Here is a 23875-nt window from a genome sequence, read left to right as displayed (position 1 = left end):
TTCTTCGTGTCTGGCGTCAGCTCGCGTCGGCGAGGTCGCCCTGCGCCGCGGGCGCCGCGCCCCGCGCCGAGCGCAGCGGGAGCTCCTTGAGCATCAGCGCCGCCAGCGCGGCCAGTACGGCGATCGGCACGCCGACCAGGAAGACCGTGTGGATGGCCCGGGTGAAGGCCTCAAGGATCACTTCGAGCACCGGCGCCGGCAGACGGTGAATCGCGGCGGGGGAGCCGAGGCTGGGCGCCGCGCCACCGGTCAGGGGCAGATGGGCGGCCTTGGCGAGGGAGACCAGCTCGGAGGTGAGCCGGTTGGACAGGATCGCGCCGAACGCGGCCACGCCGACCGCGCCGCCGAGGGAGCGGAAGAACGTCACGCCGGAGGTGGTCGAGGCCATGTCGGCGCGGGTGACGGCGTTCTGCGCGGCCAGGATCAGGATCTGCATGGAGGCGCCGAGCCCGACGCCGAGCACCGTGATGTCGACGCCGACGCTCACCAGTGAGCTGTCGACGTGCAGCCGGGAGAGCAGGAACAGCCCGAGGCCGACCAGCAGCATGCCCACGACGGGGAAGGCCTTCCAGCGGCCGGTCCTGGTGACGAAGCGGCCGACGGCGATGGAGGAGGCGAGCAGGCCGAGCACCATGGGCAGCGTCATCAGGCCGGAGGCGGTCGGGCTCATGTTCTTGACGATCTGCAGGTACTGCGGCAGGAACATCAGCGCGCCGAACATCGCGGCGCCGACCAGCAGCGAGGCCAGGCAGGTGAGCACGAAGGTGTGGTTGCGGAACAGGTGCGGGGGCAGGATCGGGTCGGCCGCCCGGCGCTCGGCGAGGACGGCCAGGCCGAACAGCACCAGGCTCAGCGCGCCGAGCCCGTAGGTCCAGCCGGAGCTCCAGGCGAACTCCTTGCCGCCGAGTGACAGCAGCAGCATCAGCGCGGTCGTGCCGCCGGTGATGAAGGTCGCGCCCCACCAGTCGACCTTGGCCGCGCGGTGGGACGGCGGCAGGTTGAGCACCCGCTGGATGACGAAGAAGGCGACCACGGCCAGCGGCACACAGATCCAGAACGTCCAGCGCCAGGACATGTTGTCCACGACGAAGCCGCCGAGGAGCGGTCCCGCGACGGTGGAGACGCCGAAGACCGCGCCGATGTAGCCGGAGTAGCGCCCCCGCTCCCTCGGCTCGACCACGTCGCCGAGGATGATCTGCGGCAGTGCCGCCAGGCCGCCCGCGCCGATCCCCTGTACGGCCCTGGCCGCGATGAGCTGGCCCATGTCCTGGGAGAAGCCCGCGGCGACCGAGGAGAGCACGAAGACCAGCAGGGCGGCCTGGAACATGAACTTGCGGCCGTACAGGTCCGACAGCTTGCCCCACAGCGGGGTCGAGGCGGTCATGGTCAGCAGCGTCGCGCTGGCGACCCAGGCGAGCTGGTCCTGACCGCCGAGCGTGCCCACGATCGTCGGGAGCGCGGTCCCCACCACGGACGTCGAGATCATCGACGTCAGCATGGCGAGCATCAGGCCGGCCAGGATCTCCAGCACCTGTCTGTGGGTGAACCTCGGGGCCGCCTCGGCCTGGACCTGTTGTTCGGTCAGCATGGACCATCCCCCAATGTATGTACGATACACATGAAGTTAGTAGACGCTTGTTTACCCGTCAAATCTGGAAGGAATGGGAAAGTGGACGAGATACGGCGTCGCGACAGGGAGGGCACAAGGTGCCGCATCCTGGACACCGCCCGCCGTCTGTTCGCCGAACTCGGCTACGACCAGGTGACGATGCGGCTCATCTCCGCCGAGGCGGGGGTCAACATCGCCCTGATCAACCGCTACTTCGGCACGAAGCGGGCACTGTTCGCCGAGGTGCTGGCCGTACGGGGACGCTTTCCCGGGGTGCTGGACGTCCCGCGTGAGCAGCTGCCCCGGCGCCTGGCCGAGTACGTCGCCGACCTGCTCGGCTCGCGGGAGGAGGGGCCGGTGCTGGCGACGCTCAGCCGTTCGACGGTCTGCCCGGAGATCCACAAGATCGTCAGGGACCGGGTCCGTTCGGCGATCCTGGAGCCGCTGGCCGCGTGCCTGCCCGCCCGGGAGGCCCTCATCGGGGCGACCGCCGCCACCGCGCTCGTGGCGGGCGCGGGCACGCTGCGCCAGCTCTTCGGGCCGGGCGCGTTCGACGAGGCGGGCAGGGAGGCCGTGGTCGCGCGGTTCACGAAGGTCTTCGAGGCCTGCCTCGGGGAGGCGTCAGGCTGACCTGTCGCGGCCCGCGGCGATCCGGCAGGCGGCACCCGGGACGTGGTCGACCTGCAGCGTGCTGTGGTCGATGTGGAAGCGCTCGTGCAGCAGGTCGGCCAGCTCGCGGCGGACCCGGTGGCAGTCACCGCCCGGCGCGACGGTCACGTGCGCCGACAGCGCGGACAGCCCGCTGGTCACGGTCCACACGTGCAGGTCGTCGACCCCGGTGACCTCGGTGTGGGCGGCGATGGCCGCGCTCACCTCAGCCGGGGGCGCGCCGGGGGGCGCCGCCTCGAACAGGATGCGCCCGGCCTCGCGCAGCAGGCCGTAGGCGGCCTTGCCCATCAGGGCCGCCACGACCAGGGCGGCGATCGCGTCCGCCCTGCCCCAGCCGGTGAGCCAGACGACCGCCCCCGCGACCGCGGTCGCCACGAAGGCGTACATGTCGTTGAGGATGTGCTGGAAGGCGCCCTCGACGTTGAGGCTGCCGCGGTCGGCCCTGGCGATGAGCCAGGCCGCGGCGGCGTTGACCCCGATGCCGACCAGCGCCGTGCCGAGGACCAGCGCCCCCGTCACCTCCGGAGGCTGCAGGAGCCGCCGGACGCCCTCGTAGACGAAGTAGACGACGAGCGCCACGAACGTCAGCCCGTTGATCGCGGCCGAGAGGATCTCGGCACGTTTCCAGCCGAAGGTGTAGGCGCCGCTGGCGGGACGGGCCGCCATGCTCATCGCCACCAGGGCCAGGGCGATGGAGGCCGCGTCGGTGAGCATGTGTCCCGCGTCCGAGACCAGAGCGATGGAGTTGGCGATGACGCCGACCACGACCTCGGCCGCCATGAAGACCGTCAGCAGAACGAGTGCCGCGACCAGGTAGCGACGGTCGGAGTTCGCCCCGTGGCCGTGCCCGTGTCCATGCCCATGTCCGTGGCCCATCCCGAGACCCGCCTCATCAACACTTGAACAGTTGCTCAGACGTTAAGAAAGGTAAGCCTAACAGCACAAGATCTGAAGCGCGGAGGCACCGGCAGGACAGGAAATGCGCGACCCGCACAACACTGGTTCCCCACCCGTCACCCGGGAATCCCCGCACCCCGCACTGTCCGGTGCCGGTCATCTCCGAAACGGCCCAAGTGGCCGTCCCCCTCGCGCCGTCCGCACCCGGGGGGCGATCATGGAGGGACGGCCGCCGCGCCGCCCCAGTCCACAGCACGGAAGGAACCAACATGACCTGGCTGCGTACCCTCAAGCCCAGGCCGAGGGCCACCACGCGGCTGATCTGCTTCGCGCACGCGGGCGGCTCGGTCACCGCCTACCGCGACTGGCCCGACCTGCTCCCCGGATCGGTCGAGCCGTACGGCGTGCAGCTGCCGGGCAGGGCGGACCGGTTCGGCGACCCCATGCCCGCCGACATCCACGAGATCGTCGGCCCCGTCGTCGAGGAGATCCGGCCCCTGATGGACCGGGACGTCGTGCTGTTCGGGCACAGCATGGGCGCGATCGTCGCCTACGAGACCACCAGGGCACTCGAAGCCGGGGGGAACGGCCCCGTCCGGCTGTTCGTCTCGGGAAGCGCCGCCCCGCACGAGCCCAGACGCAGGCGGGAGATCTCCTCCTACGACGACGAGGCCTTTCTGGCCGAGATGACCAAACTCGGCGGAACCGAGCTTGAGATCCTCTCCCACCCGGCGATGAGAGAGGTCGTCTTCCCCTACATCAGGGCCGACTTCCGCCTGGTCGAGGAGTACCGCCACACCCCCGGGCCCGCGCTGCGCACCCCCATCTCCGTCATCGTCGGCGACACCGACCCGGTGGTCACCCCGCTGCAGGCCAAGGAGTGGCAGGCCCGCACGGAGTCCGGCTTCTCCCTGACGATCCTGTCCGGCGGCCACTTCTACCTCCAGCCCCAACGCGCCGCCGTGGTGGCCGAGATCCTACGGAGGATGGGGTAGGGGGTTGTGTCTCCTTGCGCCGCCTGCGGCGTCGCGGGTTGTGTCCCTTTGCTCCGCCTGGCGGCGTCGCGGGCTTGGTCGCCTCGGGTCGGTGCTTTCCCTCGTCACTGCGTCGCTTCGCTCCTGCGTTCCTCAGTCCAAGCACCGACGCGCCCAAGCCGAAACCCCTCACACGTGGCACCGGGAAAGCATGAGACGAAACTTCTCGCATTTGGGGGTGTTCATGCCTTGGGGGCGGGTTTGGTCTTCACCGAGACGTAGTCGATGAGCATGGGGCGGCCGGGGACGGTGGCGGGGGTGGGGCCGCCGCCGAAGGCGTTGGGGAGGCCGCCGCCCACGGCGACGTTCAGGATCAGGAAGAAGCCGTGCGCCGTCGCCCTGCCCCAGGTCTGCGGGTCCATCCGGGTGGCGGCGACGGTCAGGACGGGGGCGTCGTCGAGATACCAGCGGATCTCCTTCTCGTCGATCTCCACGGTGTAGCGGTGGAAGCTCCCGTGACAGGACGGGCAGGGACGCTCGCCGGAGCCGATGCCCGAAGGCTCGCCGCACGGCCCGCCGGGCATCACACCGCAGTGCATGGCGGCCATGACCGAGGGACGGCCGTTGACCGCCTCCATCACGTCGATCTCGCCGATGGCGGGCCAGCCGGTGTAACCGTCGCGCAGCGGGGCGCCCAGCATCCAGAACGCGGGCCAGTAGCCCGCGCCGTCCGCCGGGGTCACCGCCGGAAGCCGGATCCTGGCCTCCACACGCAGCACGCCTCCCGGCGGGGGCCTGAAGTCGGAGCGGGCGGTCTCCACCCGGCCCGACGTCCAGGCCCCCTCGCGCAGCAGCGGGGTGATGGCCAGGTTCCCCGCACCGTCGAGGGAGACGTTCTCCGTCGAGTCGGTCATGGTCTCGATCTCCCCGGTGCCCCACCGGGGGGCGGGGCAGCCGGGATAGCAGGTACCGAGGTCGTGCAGCCACCCCTGGGGAAGCGGGGATCCGGCGGCCCCGGAGAAGTCGTCACGGAAGATCTCGGTCCAGCGTGCCTCCCGGGCCTCCCGGCCGGGCCCCGAGCACCCGGCCAGGAGGACGACAAGGGCGAGGACCACCCGGGTGGCGGGCCTCACAGCACCGTGGGGATCAGGTCGAGGTCCTCAAGGTCCTGCTCGATCCGGGGAGCGAGCCGTACCGCGAGGGTGTCGGTGATGTGCGCGTCGTCGCGGTAGAGCACGATGCCGTCGAGCGCCGCGGGGCAGGTGGCCGAAGCGGAGTCCTCCGGGCACAGCAGCGGCGTCACGTCCAGCAGGCGGACCCCCGGACGTCCCCCCGCGGTGATCTGCTCGGCCAGCGGGTCGGGGCGCAGCCCGGCGGCGCGCGGGAACGCGCAGCCGGAGACGGGACCCCCGGAAAGACAGGCGGGCACGTCCTTGCCGGGCAGCGGCGTGTCACGCAGGTAGACCAGCGAGGCGCCGAGCCGTGACAGCGGGGTGAGGGTCGAGTCCCAGGCGCGGGTCAGCGCGGCCCTGTCGGTGGTGTACGCGTTGAGCGAGGCCAGCAGGATCAGCCGGGGCGGAGCCTCGCTCGCCAGCCGTTTCATCGCGTACTCCCGCCAGGCGTCGCACTCGCGGTACTCCCGACCCAGCCGGGGGTCGACGACCGTGAGCCGGGGCAGCGGGCAGCCGGGCTTGGTGAGGACCTCCAGGGCCCACCCTCTCCGTACGGCGATGCGCTCGGCCGCGGCGAACCACTGGCCCGCGTGGGAGTCGCCGATGAGGACGACCCTGTCCTTGGAGGAGGTGTCGCCGAACAGGCACGGCGGGCTCGTCGTCGCGGTCAGCGCGATCTCGCAGCCCTGGGACTTGGGGAAGTCGTTCCTGGCCTGCGCGGGTGGCGGGCGCAGCGCCGTACCGGGGGCGTCCGGTGTCTCGGCCGACTGCGCCACGGTGACCGTGGTGGTCGTGGCGCCCTGCACGATCCCGCCGTTGAGCAGGAGCGCGGCGGCGACGGGCACGGCCATCGCGCTGGTGCCCAGGGCCAGACCGCGCCGGGGCAGCGCCGCCACGACCCGTGACGTCCGCAGCGGCTGTTCGACCAGCCTCAGCGTCAGGGCCGCGGGAAGCGCGCAGGCCAGCACCAGCGCCAGCCGTATCGGCCACGACTGCTCGCCGAGCGCGGCCTCGGTGAGGACCAGGACAGGCCAGTGCCACAGGTACCAGGAGAACGACAGCCGCCCCGCCAGCCGGACCGGTGCCCAGGACAGCGCGGCTGAGACCGGCGAGCGGAACACGATGACCGCCGCCGTGCCGAGCGTGGGGACCAGCGCGGCCGTCCCCGGGTACGGCGTCTGCGGGCCGAGCGCCACGATCGACCAGGCGACCGCGGCCGCCCCGGCCAGGCCGAGTGCCCCGGAGACGACCCGCAGGGAGAAGCGGGGGACGTCCCGGTGGCCCTCGCCGCCTCCGGGACGCGCGCCGAGACGCCCGCCGTACGGCGTGAGCAGGGCGGCCAGGGCACCCACGCCGAACTGCCAGGCACGGGAGGGGGAGGACAGGTAGGCGAGAGGGGCGCTGGTGCCCGTCCACCACAGCGCGAGCGCGAACGAGACACCGGTCAGCGCCACGACGGCCACCGCGATCGCGGGCAGGGGACTGCGGCCGAGGCGGCGCGCCACCAGCACGAGCACCAGCAGCAGCGGCGCCCACAGGAGGTAGAACTGCTCCTCGACGGCCAGCGACCAGTAGTGCAGCAGAGGACTCGGGTCCCGCGCGGCGGCCAGGTAGTCGGTCTGGCCCGCGACGAACCGCCAGTTGGCGAGATACAGGGCGGCGGCGACCACGTCACCGGCGACGTCGGTGCCGCGCAGCGGCGGCAGCAGCAGCCAGGCCCCGGCCGTCGTGGCGAGCAGCACGACCCCGGCGGCGGGCAGGATGCGCCTGGCCCTCCTGGCGTAGAAGTCCGCCAGCGAGAAACGGCCCTCGGCCGAGATGTCGCGCAGCAGCAGACCGGTGATCAGGAACCCGGAGATGACGAAGAACACGTCCACCCCGGCGAACCCCCCGGCCATGCCGGGCACGGTCGCGTGGAAGGCGAGCACGGCCAGGACGGCGACCGCCCGGAGCCCCTCGATGTCCGGCCTGAAGCCGAGACGGTAGCGCGGCGTCACGGCAGCAGCGGGGGCAGTACGGCGAGGCCGGAGGCGAGCAGCACGCCGAGCAGTAACAGGACGGTGATGGCCAGGGCCTCTGGCCAGCGCAGACGGTGGTTCAACGGAGAATCCTCCACAGATCACGAATGAGGGGGAGGGCGATGTAGGTGGTGCCGACGGCGAACAGGGTCAGCGCCCAGTACTCACCCCACCCGTAGACGGACGCGCGCAGCGCGATGCCGATCCAGGTGGCGGCCGTGGTGACGGTCAGCCAGACGAAGGCCATGCGGGCGACGGTCGAGACGAGCGTGCTCTTGCCCGCGGCGGCGCCGCTGGGCACCCACGCCGCGGCCTGGTTGCGCACCGCGTGCACGATGGAGATCAGATGACAGTAGGCGTACAGGGTCTGGGCGCGGGTCACCTCGAAGCGCCAGCGGCTCACCGAGACCGCGGGCAGCAGCACCAGCGCCACCCAGAGGGGCCCCACGAACGGGATCATGTGCCACGCCCTGACCTCGTCCGGATAGAAGGCGAGCATGACGAGCCCGGGCAGCGGGACGGCCGCGATGTTGGCGGCGGAGACGAAGTAGCTCAGGAAACCGCTGTAGTAGGACAGCCGTACCCGCCACGACATCGGCGTGCGGTGGAAGTCACGGTCGAACAGCAGGCTCATGCAGCCCATCGCCCACCGGTACTGCTGGGCGATGTAGGAGGCGACGTTGTCGGGGGACAGGCCCTTGGCCAGCAGCACCGGGACGTACTTGGTGCGGTAGCCGTGCTTCATCAGCTCGACGCTGGTGTAGATGTCCTCGCTGTGGTCGATCTTGGGGAAGCCCCCGATCTCCTCAAGCGTCGCGCGCCGGTAGACCACGTTCGTGCCCACGCAGATGGCTCCGCCGTCGGCGTCCCGCGACGGTTGCAGCCACCGGTAGAACATCTCCTGGGCGGCCCCGGCCGTACGCTGCAGCCAGGGCATCTCCTGCGTGGTGTCGAAGTACTGCGGCGACTGGGCCACGGCGATCCTCGGGTCCTCCAGATAGGGGACCAGGTGGGACAGGAAGTCGGGCCTCGGGCAGAAGTCGGCGTCGAAGACCGCGACGACCTCGCCCGAGCTGATCGACAGGCCGTGGTTGAGGTTGCCGGCCTTCTTCAGGTACCCCTGGTCGGGCCGCGCGCTGTACCGGAAGCCGTGCCGTACGGCCAGCTCCTCCACCTCGTCGCGGGCGGCGTCGTCGAGCACCCAGACCGTGACTGGACCGTTCCACCGGAGCGCTCCCACGTGGCGGAAGGTGTTGCGCAGGATCTCCATGGGTTCGCCCCTGGTCGGCAGGAAGACGTCCACGGAGGGCAGGCGGGCGGGCCGCCAGGAACGCACGAGCAGCTCGTGGGACTCCCAGGTGGTCAGCCGCTGACGCTGCCCGTCGACGAACGACATCGTCCATCCACTGAGGTTCAGCAGCAGGGCAACGAAAAACGGCCACAACGCGGGATGACGCATGGAGAATAGGAAAAGAGTCCCTGCGGTTAATGTCAGGGAAAGGGGCACGGACAGAAGCACCCAGCGCTTTTGTGGCCCGAAATACAGTTTCAGCTCGTCGTCGGACGGAGGCTGTGGAAGATATTGATCGGCCTTGTCAGGAGGCGCGTCAAGTAATGCAAGCATGCGGAGAACCCCGTTTTCTCAGCTGCGTGGAGCGGCTCGTTTTCCACCGCTGGATCAACTGTAAACAAAGTTATTGGTGTCGCGTGCGCGGGCAGATGATCTAGCGGGAAACGTGACGTTAACTGAACGTCATTCGGTGCTGTGAAATATCCGTCGATGTTGTGAGAAGTGGCGATATGTCCAAAATCATCGGATGTTTGGATGTGTCGCAGATCACAGGTTTGAAGCGGCCCGCAGGCGGGGCCGTACCGTGCGGGGGCCGGGTGCGCGGACCGCCCCGGGAGAACGATTACCGATCAAGGAGGCCCCGGGCGCCCTCCTCACGGGTGTCCGTCCCCGGACGGGGAAACCGCTCCCCGCGCCGGTGCCCGCCCCGCGCGGTGGGTATCGCAACGGGTGTCGCGACCCCGGGGCCGGTCCGGGCCGGGGGTCGCGAGGCCACAGCGAGGCCACAGCGAGGCCACAGGGAACCCACAGGGAAGCAGCGGGACCGAGAGGTGACAGGGATGCCGGAACCGATTGAAGTGCGCAAGGTGGCGATCGAGAGCGTGACCGACGCCTCCGGGTTGTCCCGGCTCATCGACGACGGGGTGATCGAGGCGCACCGGGTCCTCGCGGTGATCGGCAAGACCGAGGGGAACGGCGGGGTGAACGACTACACCCGCATCCTGGCCGACCGCGCCTTCCGTGAGGTGCTCGCCGAGCGGGGGCATCCGGCGCCCCAGGACGTCCCGCTGGTCTGGTCCGGCGGCACCGACGGCGTGCTCAGCCCGCACGCGACGATCTTCGCGACCACGGCGGACGCCGAACCGAGCCAGGAACCTCGCCTGAGCGTCGGGGTCGCGATGAGCGAGGTCATCCTGCCCGAGGACATCGGCCGCCCCGCGATGGTCGAGAAGGTCGCCGCGGGCGTCAGGAAGGCCATGGAGGCCGCCGGGATCGACGACCCCGCCGACGTCCACTACGTCCAGACCAAGACGCCCCTGCTCACCCTCGCCACCATCAACGACGCCAGGTCCCGGGGCCAGGACGTGGTCGTCGAGGACACCGGGCCCTCGATGGACATCTCCAACTCGACCACCGCCCTCGGCGTCGCGGTCGCGCTCGGCGAGATCGGGACGCCCACGGCCGGGCAGATCCACCGGGACCTGTCGCTGTACTCCTCCGTCGCCTCCTGCTCCTCGGGGGTCGAGCTGGACAGGGCGCAGATCGTCGTCGTCGGCAACGTCAGGGGCATCGGCGGGCGCTACCGGATCGGCCACTCCGTCATGCGGGACGCGCTGGACGCCGACGGCATCTGGGCGGCCATCCGGTCGAGCGGGATCGACCTGCCGGAGCGCCCGCACCCCTCCGACCTGGACGGCAGGCTGGTCAACGTGTTCATGAAGTGCGAGGCGGACCCCTCGGGCAGGGTCAGGGGCAGGCGCAACATCATGCTCGACGACTCCGACGTGCACTGGCACCGCCAGATCAAGGCGACCGTCGGCGGTGTCGCGGCCAGCGTCACCGGCGACCCTGCCGTCTTCGTCTCGGTCGCCGCCGTCCACCAGGGCCCCAGCGGGGGCGGCCCGGTCGCCGCCATCGCCGACCTGGGCTGAGTGCCGGGGCTTTTGTCCCTGGTGTCGGTGTTTGATCGTAGGGTGACTCCGGTGAACGTGATCGGCGGATACGTGCTCAGGCGTGAGCTTGGCCGGGGCGGCATGGGCGTGGTGCACCTCGCCACCACCCCGACCGGCGGCCTGGCCGCGGTGAAGGTGATCCATCCCCGGCTCACCGACGATCCGGCCTTCGTCCGGCGCTTCGAGCGCGAGGTGGCCGCGGCCCGCAGGGTGGCCAGGTTCTGCACCGCCCCCGTCCTCGACGCCGGGGTCGACGGGGACGTCGCCTACCTCGTCACCGAGTACGTCAAGGGCCCAAGCCTGGCGCAGGCCGTACGGGAGCAGGGGCCGCTGACCGGCGCCAACCTGGAGGCGCTCGCGGCCGGGATCGCCACCGCGCTCCACGCCATCCACGAGGCCGGGGTGATCCACCGCGACCTCAAGCCGTCGAACGTGCTGCTGTCCCCGCTCGGCCCGCGGGTGATCGACTTCGGCATCGCACGGCTCGCCGACGAGGAGAGCCTGGCCAGCCAGGCGATCCTGGGCACGCCCGCGTTCATGGCGCCCGAGCAGGTGCGCGGTGAGTCGCCGACCCCCGCCGCCGACGTCTACGCGTGGGGCGGGGTGATCGCGTTCGCGGGCACGGGCCGCCTGCCGTTCGGCGGAGGCTCCCCGCCCGAGGTCCTGTACCGGATCGTCAACGAGGGGCCGAACCTCGACGGCCTCGAAGACCGGATGCGCGCGGTCGTCGAACGGGCCATGGCCAAGGACCCCGCGCGCAGGCCGAGCGCCGGGCGGCTGCTGGGCGAGCTGATCGGCGGCAGCCCGACCCCGGCGACCGCCACCCAGGCCGTAGAACGCTCCTGGACGGTCACCGCTCAGGAGGAGCCCGCCGTCCCTGACGGGCCCGCCGTCGTCGCGCCGGGGAAGAGGGTCCGGCGCCGGTGGCCGTGGGCTCTGGGCGCGGTCGCGCTCGCCACGGCCGTCACCGCAGGCGTGGCCGTCCAGGCCGGTTTCGGCGCCGCGCCCGTCCTGCCCTACCACGCGGACTTCGCCGACTCCTGGGAGGTCGGCGTGACCGAGGGCGGCCGGAGCGAGCGGGACGGCGCCGCCTACCTGCTGACCGCCAACCCAGGGTGGCGGCTGTGGAAGTCGGCCCCCTTCCCCGGCGAACGCGCGCAGGACGTCGTGGTCAGCTCCTCGGCCCGGCTCGAAGCGGGGTCGGGGGAGTTCGGCGTGTGGTGCCGTGGCGACCTGGGCACCGGCGACCGGTACGAGTTCACGGTCGCGGGTTCCGGAGACGCCTCCATCGTCAAACGGCGCGCGGGGCGGGGCGTCGTCCTGGACGGGCCGGTCCGGGTACGGGGAACGGCGGACAGCCGTGTCGTGGCCCGGTGCGGTCAACGGGGTACGGCAACCGCCCTGAGCATGTGGGTCGACGACGTCCTGGTCGCCGAGGCCGTCGACACACGCGATCCGTACGGCCCCGGCGCGGCCGGAGTCCACGCGGCGCCGGACACCGGCGCCCCGGTCCGGGTCAGGTTCCGCTCCTTCGACCTCAGCGGGCCGAAGGGCTGAGACGGTGCGGTTCGGCGTGCTGGGGCCGTTGCTGGTCCTCGACGGTGATCGCGACCTGACCCCCGGGCCCGCGAAACACCGCGCGCTGCTGGCCGCCCTGCTGCTGCGGCCCGCGCGGCCGGTGGCCGTCGTCCGGCTGGTCGACGAGGTGTGGGACGGACGGCCGCCGGCCTCGGCGGAGGCGGTGCTGCGGGTCTACGTCAGCGCCCTGCGCAAGGTGGTCGAGGGGATTCGCACCGTGCCCGGCGGATACCTCCTCGACGTCGACCCCGACCGGGTGGACGCGCACCGGTTCGAGCGGCTGGTGGCGGAGGCCACGCGAGCCGGGGAGGCGGGCGGGCGGGCCGAGGCGGCAGAGGGGCTGCGCGCGGCCCTCGCGCTCTGGCGGGGGCCCGCGCTGGCCGACGTCGAGTCGGACACGCTGCGGCGCGCGCACGCCGTACGGCTTGAGGAACTGCGGCTGACCACGGTCGAGGAGCGGGTCGAACTGGACCTGGCGCTCGGCCGGGGCGCGCGGGTGACCGGGGAACTGCGCGCGCTCGTGGCGGCCTACCCGCTGCGGGAACGGGCGTGGGGGCAGCTCATCACGGCCCTCGGCCAGGCGGGACGCAGGTCGGAGGCGCTGGGCGCCTACCAGGAGGCGCGGCGGCTGCTGGTCGGGGAACTCGGCCTCGAACCGGGGGAGGCGCTGCGCGAGGCGCACGAACGCGTGCTCGCGGGCACCTCGACCCGGGCCGGACAGGTGCCGAACGAGACACCGAACGAGACACCGCCGGACATCGCCGACTTCACCGGGCGTGAACACGTGCTGGACTGGATTCGCCGGTCGGTGCCCGACGCCGCGGGCGCGCCCGTCCACCTGGTGCTGCACGGCCCGGCGGGGGTGGGCAAGTCCGCGGTCGCGGTCCACGCGGCCACCGCGCTCGACTTCCCCGGCGGGCGGCTGCACGCCTCGCTCGGCGGCAGGACGCCGGAGGCGGTGCTTGAGGACCTGCTGCGCTCGCTCGGCTGCCAGGAGACGGCGATCCCCGCAGGCCTGGACGGGCGCGTCCGTCTCTACCGCAGCACGGTGAGCGGACGGCGCCTGCTGGTGGTGCTCGACGACGCGGAGCGGGAGGCCCAGGTACGCCCGCTGCTGCCCACCGGGCCCGGCTGCCTGACGCTGGTGACCAGCCGCTCGCCGCTGCACGGCCTGGAGGCGGCGCGCGCCCGCGAACTCGGCGTGTTCGACCGGGACGAGTCCGTGGCGATGCTGGCCGGGGTGGCCGGGCGGCGTCGCGTCGAGGCGGAGCCACGGGCGGCGGCGCGGATCGCCGAGTTGTGCGGCGGGCTGCCGCTGGCCCTCAGAATCGCCGGGTCCAGGCTGGCCAGGCGTCCCGGCTGGACCCTGGAACACCTGGCGGGACGTCTTGAGGACGAACGCGGACGCCTGGACGAGCTCAGCGCGGGTGACCTGGCCGTGCGCGGCAGCCTGGCGCTGGGCTACCGCGCCCTCTCCGACCGGGAACGCCTGCTGCTGCGCCGTCTCGGCGCGCTGTCGGCCCCCGACTTCGCCCCCTGGGCGGCCTCGGCCGTCCTCGGCGCGCCCGCCGAGGAGACGCTTGAGGCGCTGGCCGGGGCGGGCCTGCTGCAGGCGCGGGGTCTCGACCCGGCAGGTCAGGAGAGGTACGGCTGGCACGACCTGACCAGGCTCTACGCGGCCGAGCGCCTGGCCGCGGAGGAGGGCCCGCCCGCCGGAGTCCTGGCCGCCGCGGCCCCGGAGATCCTAGACCGCGCCCGGCGGGCCAGGACGCTGCTCCTGCCCGCGGAGCCGGGCTCGGGCCTGACCCTGGCCCGTACGGCCGAGCAGGCCGCGGCCGCGGAGACCGCGCTCCTTCGGGAGTCGGCCCGCTGGCTGGCCGCGGAACGGAGGTTCCTGGTCGCGACCGTCGCCGACGCGCGGCGGGCGGGCCTGGACGAGGCGGCCTGGCGGCTGGCCTTCTACCTGACGCCCTTCTTCGAGCTGGGCGCGCACCGCGAAGACTGGCGCTCGGCCGTGGAGGAGGGGCTGCGGGCCGTACGGCGCGCGGGGCACCGCAACGGTGAGGCGCTGCTGCTCAGATCCCTGGCCGACCTGCACCGTGTGGAGGGCAGGCTGCCCGAGGCGGCCGAGGCACTGCGGCGGGCGCTCGGGCTCGCGGAGCCGGGGGAGGCGGCCCGCGTCCGGTACCGGCTCGGCCTGGTCCACCTCGCCGGGGAACGGCCGTCCGAGGCGCAGGCGTGTTTCGTGGCGTGCCTGGCCGCCTTCTCCGCGGCGGGCGACCGGCGGGGCAGGGCCGACGCGCTGCGCGCCCTCGGCGGACTGCGCCGGGATCGGGACCTGCTCTCAAGGAGTCTGGAGGCCTACCGCGAGCTGGGCGACCCACGGGGTGAGGCGGCGGTCTCGCTCGACCTCGCCGGGCTTCTCCTGGACACGCGGCGGCTTCGGGAGGCGAACGAACGGGCGGAACACGGCCTCGGCCTGGCCAGGCGGCTGGGGGACCGGCTGCCCGAGGCCGCGGCGCTGACGGTCCTGGCCGGGATCGCCCTGGCGGAGGGCAGGGCGGACGTCGCCGGGCAGAGCGCGCGGGAGGCGCTGGAGACCTTCCGCGAGCACGGAGACCGCGCCGGTGCCGCGCGGGCGACGCTCACCCTGGCGGAGGCGTTGCTCGGGCTTGATGAGATTGATGAGGCGTTTGATGGAGTAATGCGAGTTATGGGAGAGTTCGACGCTCTCGGTGACCGGCGAGGCCGCGCCGCGGCGGAAGAGCTCGCCGACGAGGTACGACGCCGCCGTGGCCTGCGCGTATAGCGCGCTATACGCGTCCTGAAGGTGGCCCGCCTACGGTCGGGACCGACGCGAACCACGACGGGCAAGAGGTGGAAGCACGATGGGAAGAGGGATCACGCCGGCGCTGGCCGCCGCCGTACTGGCGGCCGTGCTGAGCGGATGCGGGGCGCTCCCCGGGCAGCGGGGCGGCGGCGGTGAGGAGAGGCAGCCGCTCCCCGCCTCCGCGGCCACGACCGGGGCCGCCGGGCAACCCGCGGAGAGGTCTTCGGAACAGCCCTCGGAACAGCGGGACGTGCCCGTCGAGCAGGACGTCGAACAGGAGAAGGTGATCGCCGCCAGGAAGGTCAAGGCGGGCGGCGCCGACCTGGTCGTACGGATCACCGGCCTCAGGCGGCAGGGCAGGCTGGCCACGCTGACCTGGACGGTCACCAACACGGGCGACGCCAGATGGCAGATGAGCAACGACATGGGGGACACCCCGGGCGGTCTCGGGCTGACCGTCGGGGGGATCAGCCTGGTCGACCCGGTCAACGGCAAGCGCTACACCGTCGCGCGCACCGGCGCCTATCCCAAGGTCACCTGCCTGTGCTCCAGCTACGACGTGTTCACCGAGCCGGACGAGGTGCTGCCGCTGCACGCGGCGTTCGCCGCCCCGCCGCCGGACGTCACGAAGATCAACGTGGACCTCAAGGTGCTGGGCGTGTTCGCCGATGTCCCGATCTCCTGAACGTCTCACGGCCCTGGCGCTCGCACTCGTCCTGACGGTGGGACATCCGGCGGCCGCGTGGGCCGACCCCGCCGACCCCGAGGCGGCCACGGCCGGGGTCGAGGAGATCGTCGCCCGTGTCGAGGACGTCGTCGCCGAGGTCGAGTCGCTCGACGGCGCGGAGAGCGAGTCGAAACGCGGGGAACAGATCACCGTCGCGCTCACCAGCGACGTGCTGTTCGCCCTCGACAGGGCCGTGCTGACCACCGGGGCGAAGCTGCGCCTGCGGCGGATCGCCGAGCGCGTCCGCGCCGAGTCCGCGGGCGGCGAGGTCAGGATCGAGGGGCACACCGACGACCAGGGGAGCGACGCCTACAACGACGCGCTCTCGCTCAGACGGGCACGGGCCGTGGGGCAGGTCCTGCGGGCCGCCCTCGCCGGCACCGGGACGACCCTGCTGGCCAGGGGGTTCGGCGAGTCCAGGCCCAAGGTGCCCAACATCGTCGACGGCGCTCCCGTCGAGGCGAACCGTGCGAGGAACCGGCGGGTCGAGATCGTCTTCGACGCCGCCCGGTGACCCTCCCTCGGCCGAGGACCCGCCGGTCACCGAGGGTAGGCTTCGGGGTCGTGCCGAGCATTCCCCAGCCACTGGTCCCCGGCGACGACGGCTCAGCCGACGCCGCCGTCTCGTCCGCGCTCGCCGCCTTCTCCGCGGGCACGGCCGACGTGGGCGCGGTGATCGCCGCCCTCGGCGGGGCGCGGCTGCTCGTCCCGGTCGTGGCCCTGCTGACGGAGTCCGAGGTCGGCGAGCACGGGCTGCGGCAGGAGAAGGAGAGCGAGATGGCCCTGCCGAAGCTCGTCGGCAAGGACGGCAGGCAGGCGGTGCTCGCCTTCACCGGGACCGGCCCGCTGAAGCTGTGGCGTCCCGACGCCCGCCCCATCCAGGCGACGACCCCGCAGGTCTGCCAGGCGGCGGCGCACGAGGACGCCGCGGCCGTGGTGATCGACGTCGCGGGCCCGGTGCCGTTCGTGATCGAGGGAGCCGTGCTGCAGGCGTTCGCCGCGGTCGGGGCCGGCGCCCTCGACCGGCTCGGCTCCGAGACCCCCGGGGTCACCGTGGCCCGAATGGAGGCCCGCACGGAGGCCGGAGCCGAGACGGCCGTCCCCCGGCGCCGCCGCCTCGGCTGGCCGCTGGTCGGCAGGTCGTCACGCGGCCGGGACTGACCTTCCCGCGTTAGGGTTCGGGCCGTGGACGAACACGGCCGACCTTCCCCGGGGGCGCGGTGAACCACCTCCTGCTCCTCGCCGCAGCCCTGGCCGGGCTGCCGCTCGGCTTCTGGGCGAGAGACCTGGCCATCCGCCACTCGGTCGGGGAGGAGGCCCTCCTCGGGCACGCCTGCCCGCGCTGCGCCACGGCGGTCGGCGGCGGCCCGGTCGCGTCCCTGAGACTCGCGGCCGGGCGCTGCCCGGGGTGCCGGGCACGGATCGGGCCGCCGCCGCTGGTGGCCGAGGTCCTCACCGCGGTGACGCTGGCCGCCCTCGCGTCGCGATACCCATGGCCCGAACTGGCCGCCTACGGGTGGCTCACGGCCGTCACGGTCGCCCTGGTCGCCGTGGACGTCGCCGTCCACCGGCTGCCCGACCGGCTCACCGCCGCCGCCTTCCTGGGCACGGTGGCGCCGCTGACGGTCGCGGCCCTGACACGGGACGGCGCCCCGGACCTGGCCAGGGCGCTGCTCGGCGGCCTGGTCCTGACCGGCCTGTACCTCCTGCTCTTCCTGGTCAACCCGGAGGGCATGGGGCTCGGCGACGTCAAGTTCGCGGCGGCGCTGGGCGTGGCGCTCGGCCGGCTCGGCTGGGACGCCCTGGTCACCGGCGCCTTCCTCGGCTTCCTCGCCGGAGGCCTGTACGGCGGCGCCCTGGTGGCCGCGCGCCGGGCGGGACGCGGCAGTGAGATCCCCTTCGGCCCCTTCATGGCCGCCGGTGCCTTCGCGGTCATCCTCACGGCCCAGGGAATCCGCTGACATGCCGGAGCGTCTCAACCAGTGAGCCTCGGCCATTCCAGTGGGCGGCACATGGAAGACTTGTCACCATGTTGCGCTGGTTGACCGCCGGAGAATCCCACGGCCCCGAGCTCGTCGCGATCCTTGAGGGCCTGCCCGCAGGGGTGGAGGTGACCACGGCCGACATCGACGGGGCACTGGCCAGACGCCGCCTCGGTTACGGCCGCGGCGCCCGGATGAAGTTCGAGCAGGACGTGGTGAACATAGTGGGCGGCGTACGGCACGGCCGCACGCTCGGCAGCCCGGTCGCCATCCGCGTCGGCAACACCGAATGGCCCAAGTGGGAGACCGTCATGGCGGCCGACCCGGTCGATCCCGCGCTGCTGGAGGGGCAGGCGCGCAACGCGCCGCGCTCACGCCCCCGGCCGGGCCACGCCGACCTGGCGGGCATGCAGAAGTACGGCTTCGACGACGCCCGCCCCGTGCTCGACCGGGCCAGCGCCCGCGAGACCGCCGCCAGGGTCGCCCTGGGCCAGGTCGCCCGCGCCTTCCTCAAGCAGGCCCTGGGCGTCGACATCGTCAGCCACGTCGTCTCCATCGGAGGGGCGCAGGCGACGCCGGGCGTCCTGCCCGGCCCCGAGGACATGGCCGCCGTCGACGCCGACCCGGTGCGCTGCGCCGACCCCGAGGGCAGCGCCGCGATGGTCGCCGAGATCGACAAGGCCCACAAGGACGGCGACACCCTCGGCGGGGTCGTCGAGGTCGTCGCCTACGGCCTGCCGCCGGGCCTGGGCAGCTACACCCACTGGGACCGCCGTCTCGACGCCCGCCTGGCCGCCGCGCTGATGGGCATCCAGGCCATCAAGGGCGTCGCCGTCGGCGACGGCTTCGAGACCGCCCGCCGTCCCGGTTCCCGGGCCCACGACGAGATCGAGAACACCTCGGACGGCGTGCGCCGCATCACCAACCGCGCGGGCGGCGTCGAGGGCGGCATGACCAACGGCGAGCCGCTGCGGGTCAGCGCCGCCATGAAGCCGATCTCCACCGTGCCCAGGGCACTGGCCACCATCGACGTGCTGACCGGTGAGGCCGCCAAGGCCCACCACGAGCGTTCCGACGTGTGCGCCGTGCCCGCCGCCGCGATCGTCGCCGAGGCGATGGTCGCGCTGGTCCTCGCCGACGCCGCGGTGGAGAAGTTCGGCGGTGACTCCGTCGAGGAGGTCGCCAGGAACCTGTCCGGCTACCTCTCCTCGATGGTGATCAAGTGAGCGTGCGAACCGAGGAGGAACGGTGAGTCCCCGCGTAGTCCTGGTCGGCGCCCCCGGCGCGGGCAAGTCGACCGTAGGCCACCTGCTCGCCGAACGGCTGGGGGTCGCCTTCCGCGACACCGACGCCGACGTCGAGGCCACGGCGGGCAAACCGGTCAGTGACATCTTCGTCGAGGACGGCGAGGAGCACTTCAGAGAGCTTGAGGCGCGGGCCGTACAGCTGGCGCTCGACGAACACGACGGCGTGCTGTCCCTGGGCGGCGGCGCGGTGCTGGCCGAGGCGACGCGGGAACTGCTCGCCGGTCACCCCGTGGTCTACCTGGAGGTCGGCCTGGCGCAGGCGGTGCAGCGGGTCGGTCTGGCCTCGGCCCGGCCACTGCTGGTGCTCAACCCGCGCAGCCGGCTCAAGAAGCTCATGGAGGACCGCCGCCCGATCTACGAGGGGCTGGCCGTCCTCACCGTGGCCACCGACGAGCGCGACCCGGAACAGGTCGTCGACGAGATCGTGAAGGGACTCGGATCATGACGACCTCCAGGATCAAGGTGTCCGGAGAGTCCCCCTACGACGTGGTGATCGGCACCGGGGTGCTCGGCGAGCTTCCCGCCCTGCTCGGTCCCGCGGTCCGCACCGTCGCGGTGGTCCACCCGGCGAGCCTGCCGGAGATCGCCAGGCCCGTGCGCGGGGCGATCGAGGCGGCCGGTTACCAGGTCGTCGCGCTGCCGGTGCCCGACGCCGAGCAGGCCAAGACGGTCGAGGTGGCCGCCGGGCTCTGGTCGGCCTTCGGCGCGCACGGTGTCACACGCTCCGACGCGGTCGTCGGCGTCGGCGGAGGGGCGACCACCGACCTGGCGGGCTTCGCCGCCGCCACCTGGCTGCGCGGCGTCAAGGTCGTGCAGGTGCCGACCACGCTGCTGGGCATGGTCGACGCGGCGGTCGGCGGCAAGACCGGGATCAACACCCCCGAGGGCAAGAACCTGGTCGGCTCCTTCCACCCTCCGGCGGGCGTGCTGTGCGACCTGGCCACGCTGGTCTCGGTGCCCCGCGACGACTACGTCGGCGGCCTGGCCGAGGTCATCAAGGGCGGCTTCATCGCCGACCCGGTGATCCTCGACCTCATCGAGGAGGCCCCGCAGGAGGCCAGGCACCCCGAGGGACGGCACACCCGCGAGCTCATCGAGCGCAAGGTGCAGATCAAGGCCGACGTGGTCGGCGCCGACCTGCGTGAGGGCGGCCTGCGGGAGATCCTCAACTACGGCCACACCCTGGCCCACGCCATCGAACGGGCCGAGGGCTACCGGATCCGCCACGGAGAGGCCGTCGCCATCGGCATGGTCTACGCCGCCGAGCTGTCCCGCCTGGACGGCCGGATCGGCGCCGCCGTCGTCGAGCGCACCCGGTCCATCCTGACCTCCGTCGGGCTGCCCACGGCCTACCGCCGCGACGCCTGGCCCGGTCTGCGCGAACACATGCGCCTTGACAAGAAGAGCCGCGGCGCCAGGCTGCGCTTCGTCGTCCTCGACGACCTGGCGAAGGTGTCCCCGCTTGAGGACCCGCCGGAGGAGCTGCTCGAAGCCGCCTACGAGGAGATCGCCAGGTGATCGGATGAGACCCGTCTACGTGCTCAGCGGCCCCAACCTGTCGCGGCTGGGCACCAGGGAGCCCGACGTCTACGGCGCGGAGACCCTGGCCGACCTGGCGGCGCTGTGCCGGGAGACGGGCCGGGGGCTGGGCCTGTCCGTGGACGTCAGGCAGACCGACGACGAGGCCGAGATGATCTCCTGGCTGCACGAGGCGGCCGACGGCCGGATCCCGGTGGTGCTGAACCCCGCGGCGTTCACCCACTACTCCTACGCGCTGCGCGACGCCATCGCCCAGCGGACCGCGCCCCTGGTCGAGGTGCACATCTCCAACCCGGCTGCCCGTGAGGAGTTCCGGCACAACTCGGTGGTCGCGGGCGTGGCGACCGGCACGATCGCGGGCTTCGGGCTGAGGTCCTACGTGCTGGCGCTGCAGGCCGTGGCGGAGCTCGTGTAGTGGGCCACCGTACCTTCGCCTCCTTCGCCGCGCTGGGCGACAGCTTCACCGAGGGACTGAACGACCCCGGCCCCGGCGGCGAGGGCGGACCCTTCAGGGGCTGGGCCGACCGGGTCGCGGAACGGCTGGCCGCGCTCGAACCGGAGTTCCGCTACGCCAACCTCGCCGTGCGGGGCAGGCTGCTCGGCCAGGTCGTCGAGCAGCAGGTCCCCAGGGCGGTCGAGATGCGGCCCGACCTGGTCAGCCTCTGCGCGGGGGGAAACGACCTGCTGCGCCCCGGCTGTGACCCGGACGCGATGGCCCGGCTGCTGGCGGGAGCCGTACGGGATCTGCGGGCGACCGGCGCGGAGGTGCTGCTGTTCACCGGTGTCGACCCGCGTGACACCCCGATCATGCGCCGTGCCCGCGGCACCTTCGCGATCTTCTACATGCACGTCAGATCCATCGCCGACCTGTACGGCTGCCGCCTGGTCGACCAGTGGTCGATGCAGGGCCTGCGCGACTGGCGCGCCTGGAGCGAGGACCGGCTGCACATGAACGCCGAGGGGCACCGGCTGGTGGCCGCCAAGGTGTGCGACGTCCTGGGGGTCGAGTGCGCGGACGAGTGGCGCAAGCGGTGGCCGCCGCGTGAGCGGGTCACCCCCGGTGAGCGGCGGCGCGAGGACGTCCGGTGGGTCAGAGAGCACCTGGGCCCCTGGGTCGTCCGCAGGCTACGCGGACGCTCCTCAGGCGACGGCCTCGACCCCAAGCGCCCCGACCTGGGCCTTCTCGATCTCTAGGGCCTGTTTCGCGGACCCTCGCCACGGCGAGGATCCGCGAAACGGGCTTCAGCCCTTCCCGAGGCGCCTGAGCGCGTCGCGGACCTTTCCCGGGTCGTTGGTCGGCCAGAAGGGCGGCAGCGAGTCGCGCAGGAAACCGGCGTAGCGGGCGGTGGCGAGGCGGGGGTCGAGGACCGCGACCACCCCCTTGTCGTGCTGGCTGCGCAGCAGGCGGCCCGCCCCCTGGGCGAGCAGCAGGGCCGCGTGGGTCGCGGCGACCGACATGAAGCCGTTGCCGCCCCTGGCGGTCACGTGGCGCTGCCTGGCGGAGCTCAGCGGGTCGTCGGGGCGCGGGAACGGGATGCGGTCGATGATGACCAGCCGCAGGGAGGGGCCGGGCACGTCCACGCCCTGCCACAGGGTCAGGGTGCCGAACAGGCAGGTCGGCTCGTCCTCGGCGAACTGCTTGACCAGCAGCATCGTTGAGTCGTCGCCCTGGCAGAGCAACGGCACGCTCAGCCGCTCCCGCAGCGCCTCCGTGGCGGCCTTGGCGGCCCGCATCGAGGAGAACAGGCCCAGGGTGCGGCCCCCCGCGGCCTCGATCAGCTCGGTGATCTCCTTGAGGTAGGCCTCGGGAAGGCCGTCACGGCCCGGCTGGGGCAGGTGCTTGGCGACGTAGAGGATGCCGCTGCGCGCGTGGTCGAAGGGGGAGCCGACGTCCAGACCCCGCCAGCCGTCCTTGGCGCCTTTGCCGTCCCCTGAGCCGAGACCCCACTGGCGGGCCAGGCCGTCGAAGGCGCCGCCGAGCGCCAGCGTCGCCGAGGTGAGGACCACCGTACGGTCGCCGAAGAGCTTGTCGCGGAGCATCCCGGCCACGGTGAGCGGGGCGATCCGCAGCAGGGGCGGGCGCCGGTCGGTCGCCGCCTCCAGCCAGACCACCTCGGCCCGGTCGACCTCCTCCGCGTGACCGAAGGCGTCCAGCATCCGCTGCGCGGTGTCGTGGATCTCGTCGAGGGCGGTGAAGGCCGCCTTGCGCAGGCCCGCGCCCTCCGGGTCGTCCTTGTCGCCGCCGGACCTGGGTCCGAGCGCGGTGATGCAGGCCCAGGCCGCGTCGCGCACCAGGGCCAGGGTCATCCCGAGCACCGGGGGCAGCTCGTCGAGGCGCCCGGCGGGGGCGACGGCGAGCAGGTCCTTGAGCTGCTCGCCCGCCTCCATGAGCCGGTCGGAGATCGCCTGCTCGATCAGCCGCCCGACCCGGCGGACCGTCACCGAGACCATGGCCTCCGACAGCTCGCCGCTGACCACCGAGGTGACCCGGTCGACCAGCTCGTGCGCCTCGTCGACCACGACCACCTCGTGCTCGGGCAGCAGGGAGAAGTCCTCCATGGCGTCGATGGCCAGCAGCGCGTGGTTGGTGACGACGACGTCGGACTCGCCCGCGCGGGCCCTGGCCAGCTCGGCGAAGCACTCGGCGCCGCTGGGGCAGCGGGTGGCGCCCAGGCACTCGCGTGAGCTCACGGAGAACTGCCGCCAGGCCTGCTCGTTGACGCCCGGCACTAGCTCGTCGCGGTCGCCGGTCTCGGTCTCCTGGGCCCACTCCTGGATGCGCTGGACCATCCGGCCGGTCGCGTTGACCTCGCGCGGGTCGAAGAGCTGGTCCTGCTCCTCCTCGGGCCAGCCGGCCGCGGCCTTGTAGCGGCACAGGTAGTTGCGGCGGCCCTTGAGGATGGCGAAGGTCGGCTGGTGCGGCAGCCGGGGGGCGAGGGCCTCGGAGAGCCTGGGCAGGTCGCGGTCGACGAGCTGACGCTGCAGCGCGATGGTCGCGGTGGAGACGATCACCGCGCCTTTCGATGACATCGCGTGCCGGATGGAGGGGATCAGATAGGCCAGGGACTTGCCGGTGCCGGTGCCCGCCTGGACGGCGAGGTGGTCGCCGGAGGAGATCGCCCGCTGGACCGCCCGCACCATCTCGATCTGGCCGGGGCGTTCGACCCCGCCGACCGCCTCGACGGCGGCGCTCAGCAACTCCTCGACCTGGGGCAGGTCAGGCGCGGTCGCGGGGACCGCCGTGGGGGCGTCTTCGGCGGAGGTGATCGAGTCGGTCGGCACGACAGCCAACCGTACCGGCTTCCCCCGACAGACGCGGCTGGCTCCGGT

General features: G+C 72.7%; 20 protein-coding genes. 14 read left to right on the top strand and 6 right to left on the bottom strand.

The annotated features are described in order from the left end of the window. Positions 1-16: 16 nt before the first annotated feature. Entirely contained in the window at positions 17-1588 is a 1572-nt protein-coding gene (locus ACIBVQ_RS20185) for an MDR family MFS transporter (RefSeq protein ID WP_386190619.1), read from the bottom strand. An 81-nt stretch (positions 1589-1669) separates the two neighbouring features. Here ACIBVQ_RS20185 and ACIBVQ_RS20180 point away from each other — a divergent pair, with 81 nt between their 5' ends. Continuing rightward, entirely contained in the window at positions 1670-2239 is a 570-nt protein-coding gene (locus tag ACIBVQ_RS20180) for a TetR family transcriptional regulator (RefSeq protein ID WP_399179093.1), read from the top strand. On the opposite strand, the gene ACIBVQ_RS20175 is transcribed toward ACIBVQ_RS20180, so the two are convergent. Further along, positions 2231-3154: a cation diffusion facilitator family transporter gene (locus ACIBVQ_RS20175; RefSeq protein WP_399179091.1), complete on the bottom strand. Its 924-nt coding sequence runs from the start codon at positions 3152-3154 to the stop codon at positions 2231-2233. The two genes, ACIBVQ_RS20180 and ACIBVQ_RS20175, sit on opposite strands and share 9 nt — an antisense overlap. Before the next feature lie 290 nt (positions 3155-3444). Here ACIBVQ_RS20175 and ACIBVQ_RS20170 point away from each other — a divergent pair, with 290 nt between their 5' ends. After that, complete coding sequence (locus ACIBVQ_RS20170; RefSeq protein WP_386190628.1) at positions 3445-4170, top strand: thioesterase II family protein; 726 nt, start codon at positions 3445-3447, stop codon at positions 4168-4170. 221 nt (positions 4171-4391) lie between these two features. Here ACIBVQ_RS20170 and ACIBVQ_RS20165 read toward each other — a convergent pair whose 3' ends face one another. The 3 genes from ACIBVQ_RS20165 to ACIBVQ_RS20155 form a co-directional block, all read right to left on the bottom strand. Beyond that, positions 4392-5282: a glycoside hydrolase family 16 protein gene (locus ACIBVQ_RS20165; protein WP_352011380.1), complete on the bottom strand. Its 891-nt coding sequence runs from the start codon at positions 5280-5282 to the stop codon at positions 4392-4394. Beyond that, the gene (locus tag ACIBVQ_RS20160; RefSeq protein ID WP_399179089.1) at positions 5279-7318 is read right to left on the bottom strand and encodes an acyltransferase family protein; all 2040 of its coding nucleotides are present in this window, start codon (positions 7316-7318) and stop codon (positions 5279-5281) included. Before ACIBVQ_RS20160 ends, ACIBVQ_RS20165 begins: the two co-directional genes overlap by 4 nt. 100 nt (positions 7319-7418) lie before the next feature. Continuing rightward, positions 7419-8735: a glycosyltransferase gene (locus ACIBVQ_RS20155; RefSeq protein ID WP_386195313.1), complete on the bottom strand. Its 1317-nt coding sequence runs from the start codon at positions 8733-8735 to the stop codon at positions 7419-7421. Between the two features lie 734 nt (positions 8736-9469). Between ACIBVQ_RS20155 and ACIBVQ_RS20150 the strand changes: the two genes are divergently transcribed. From ACIBVQ_RS20150 to ACIBVQ_RS20095, 12 genes are all read left to right on the top strand, one after another. Next, positions 9470-10561, top strand: coding sequence for a ring-opening amidohydrolase (locus ACIBVQ_RS20150; protein WP_362775606.1), 1092 nt, complete (start codon positions 9470-9472; stop codon positions 10559-10561). Positions 10562-10612: 51 nt separating this feature from the next. Next, entirely contained in the window at positions 10613-12139 is a 1527-nt protein-coding gene (locus tag ACIBVQ_RS20145) for a protein kinase (RefSeq protein WP_399179086.1), read from the top strand. A 4-nt stretch (positions 12140-12143) separates the two neighbouring features. Continuing rightward, a complete protein-coding gene (locus ACIBVQ_RS20140) occupies positions 12144-14969 on the top strand; it encodes a BTAD domain-containing putative transcriptional regulator (RefSeq protein ID WP_399179084.1) in 2826 nt (941 codons plus the stop codon). Positions 14970-15048: 79 nt separating this feature from the next. Further along, on the top strand, positions 15049-15675 hold the full coding sequence (locus ACIBVQ_RS20135; protein ID WP_352011386.1) for a hypothetical protein: 627 nt from the start codon (positions 15049-15051) through the stop codon (positions 15673-15675). Next, positions 15659-16231, top strand: coding sequence for an OmpA family protein (locus ACIBVQ_RS20130; RefSeq protein WP_399179082.1), 573 nt, complete (start codon positions 15659-15661; stop codon positions 16229-16231). The genes ACIBVQ_RS20135 and ACIBVQ_RS20130 overlap by 17 nt, the downstream gene beginning before the upstream one ends. Before the next feature lie 50 nt (positions 16232-16281). Further along, positions 16282-16878, top strand: a complete 597-nt coding sequence (locus ACIBVQ_RS20125; protein ID WP_399179081.1) for an SseB family protein — start codon at positions 16282-16284, stop codon at positions 16876-16878. Positions 16879-16937: 59 nt separating this feature from the next. Further along, positions 16938-17678, top strand: a complete 741-nt coding sequence (locus ACIBVQ_RS20120; protein WP_399179079.1) for a prepilin peptidase — start codon at positions 16938-16940, stop codon at positions 17676-17678. Between the two features lie 68 nt (positions 17679-17746). After that, on the top strand, positions 17747-18925 hold the full coding sequence (gene aroC, locus ACIBVQ_RS20115) for a chorismate synthase (RefSeq protein WP_352011390.1): 1179 nt from the start codon (positions 17747-17749) through the stop codon (positions 18923-18925). 22 nt (positions 18926-18947) lie between these two features. Then, positions 18948-19451 (top strand): shikimate kinase, encoded by a 504-nt coding sequence (locus ACIBVQ_RS20110; RefSeq protein WP_399179076.1) that lies wholly within the window; start codon positions 18948-18950, stop codon positions 19449-19451. Further along, on the top strand, positions 19448-20524 hold the full coding sequence (gene aroB / locus ACIBVQ_RS20105) for a 3-dehydroquinate synthase (protein ID WP_399179074.1): 1077 nt from the start codon (positions 19448-19450) through the stop codon (positions 20522-20524). Before ACIBVQ_RS20110 ends, aroB begins: the two co-directional genes overlap by 4 nt. Positions 20525-20528: 4 nt before the next feature. After that, positions 20529-20960 carry a type II 3-dehydroquinate dehydratase gene (gene aroQ, locus ACIBVQ_RS20100; RefSeq protein ID WP_352011393.1) on the top strand — a complete coding sequence of 144 codons (432 nt, stop codon included), beginning with the start codon at positions 20529-20531 and terminating at the stop codon, positions 20958-20960. Continuing rightward, the gene (locus ACIBVQ_RS20095) at positions 20960-21739 is read left to right on the top strand and encodes an SGNH/GDSL hydrolase family protein (protein ID WP_362911546.1); all 780 of its coding nucleotides are present in this window, start codon (positions 20960-20962) and stop codon (positions 21737-21739) included. The genes aroQ and ACIBVQ_RS20095 overlap by 1 nt, the downstream gene beginning before the upstream one ends. A 48-nt stretch (positions 21740-21787) precedes the next feature. Here the strand turns inward: ACIBVQ_RS20095 and ACIBVQ_RS20090 are convergent, their stop codons facing one another. Then, positions 21788-23827 (bottom strand): ATP-dependent DNA helicase, encoded by a 2040-nt coding sequence (locus ACIBVQ_RS20090; RefSeq protein WP_399179071.1) that lies wholly within the window; start codon positions 23825-23827, stop codon positions 21788-21790. Between the last annotated feature and the right edge of the window lie 48 nt (positions 23828-23875).

It is taken from the genome of Streptosporangium sp. NPDC049376, assembly GCF_044466505.1.
GTDB lineage: Bacteria > Actinomycetota > Actinomycetes > Streptosporangiales > Streptosporangiaceae > Streptosporangium.
The sequence above is the reverse complement of the archived record's forward strand: the minus strand, read 5'-3'. Positions and strand labels throughout refer to the sequence as shown.

What these genes read in the sequence shown, in the direction of transcription:
- ACIBVQ_RS20185 (WP_386190619.1), bottom strand. Translation starts at nt 1,588, where the DNA reads ATGCTGACCGAACAACAGGTCCAGGCCGAGGCGGCCCCGAGGTTCACC.
- ACIBVQ_RS20175 (WP_399179091.1), bottom strand. Translation starts at nt 3,154, where the DNA reads ATGGGCCACGGACATGGGCATGGACACGGGCACGGCCACGGGGCGAAC.
- ACIBVQ_RS20170 (WP_386190628.1), top strand. Translation starts at nt 3,445, where the DNA reads ATGACCTGGCTGCGTACCCTCAAGCCCAGGCCGAGGGCCACCACGCGG.
- ACIBVQ_RS20155 (WP_386195313.1), bottom strand. Translation starts at nt 8,735, where the DNA reads ATGTCGTTCGTCGACGGGCAGCGTCAGCGGCTGACCACCTGGGAGTCC.
- ACIBVQ_RS20150 (WP_362775606.1), top strand. Translation starts at nt 9,470, where the DNA reads ATGCCGGAACCGATTGAAGTGCGCAAGGTGGCGATCGAGAGCGTGACC.
- ACIBVQ_RS20135 (WP_352011386.1), top strand. Translation starts at nt 15,049, where the DNA reads ATGGGAAGAGGGATCACGCCGGCGCTGGCCGCCGCCGTACTGGCGGCC.
- ACIBVQ_RS20130 (WP_399179082.1), top strand. Translation starts at nt 15,659, where the DNA reads ATGTCCCGATCTCCTGAACGTCTCACGGCCCTGGCGCTCGCACTCGTC.
- aroC (WP_352011390.1), top strand. Translation starts at nt 17,747, where the DNA reads ATGTTGCGCTGGTTGACCGCCGGAGAATCCCACGGCCCCGAGCTCGTC.
- aroB (WP_399179074.1), top strand. Translation starts at nt 19,448, where the DNA reads ATGACGACCTCCAGGATCAAGGTGTCCGGAGAGTCCCCCTACGACGTG.
- aroQ (WP_352011393.1), top strand. Translation starts at nt 20,529, where the DNA reads ATGAGACCCGTCTACGTGCTCAGCGGCCCCAACCTGTCGCGGCTGGGC.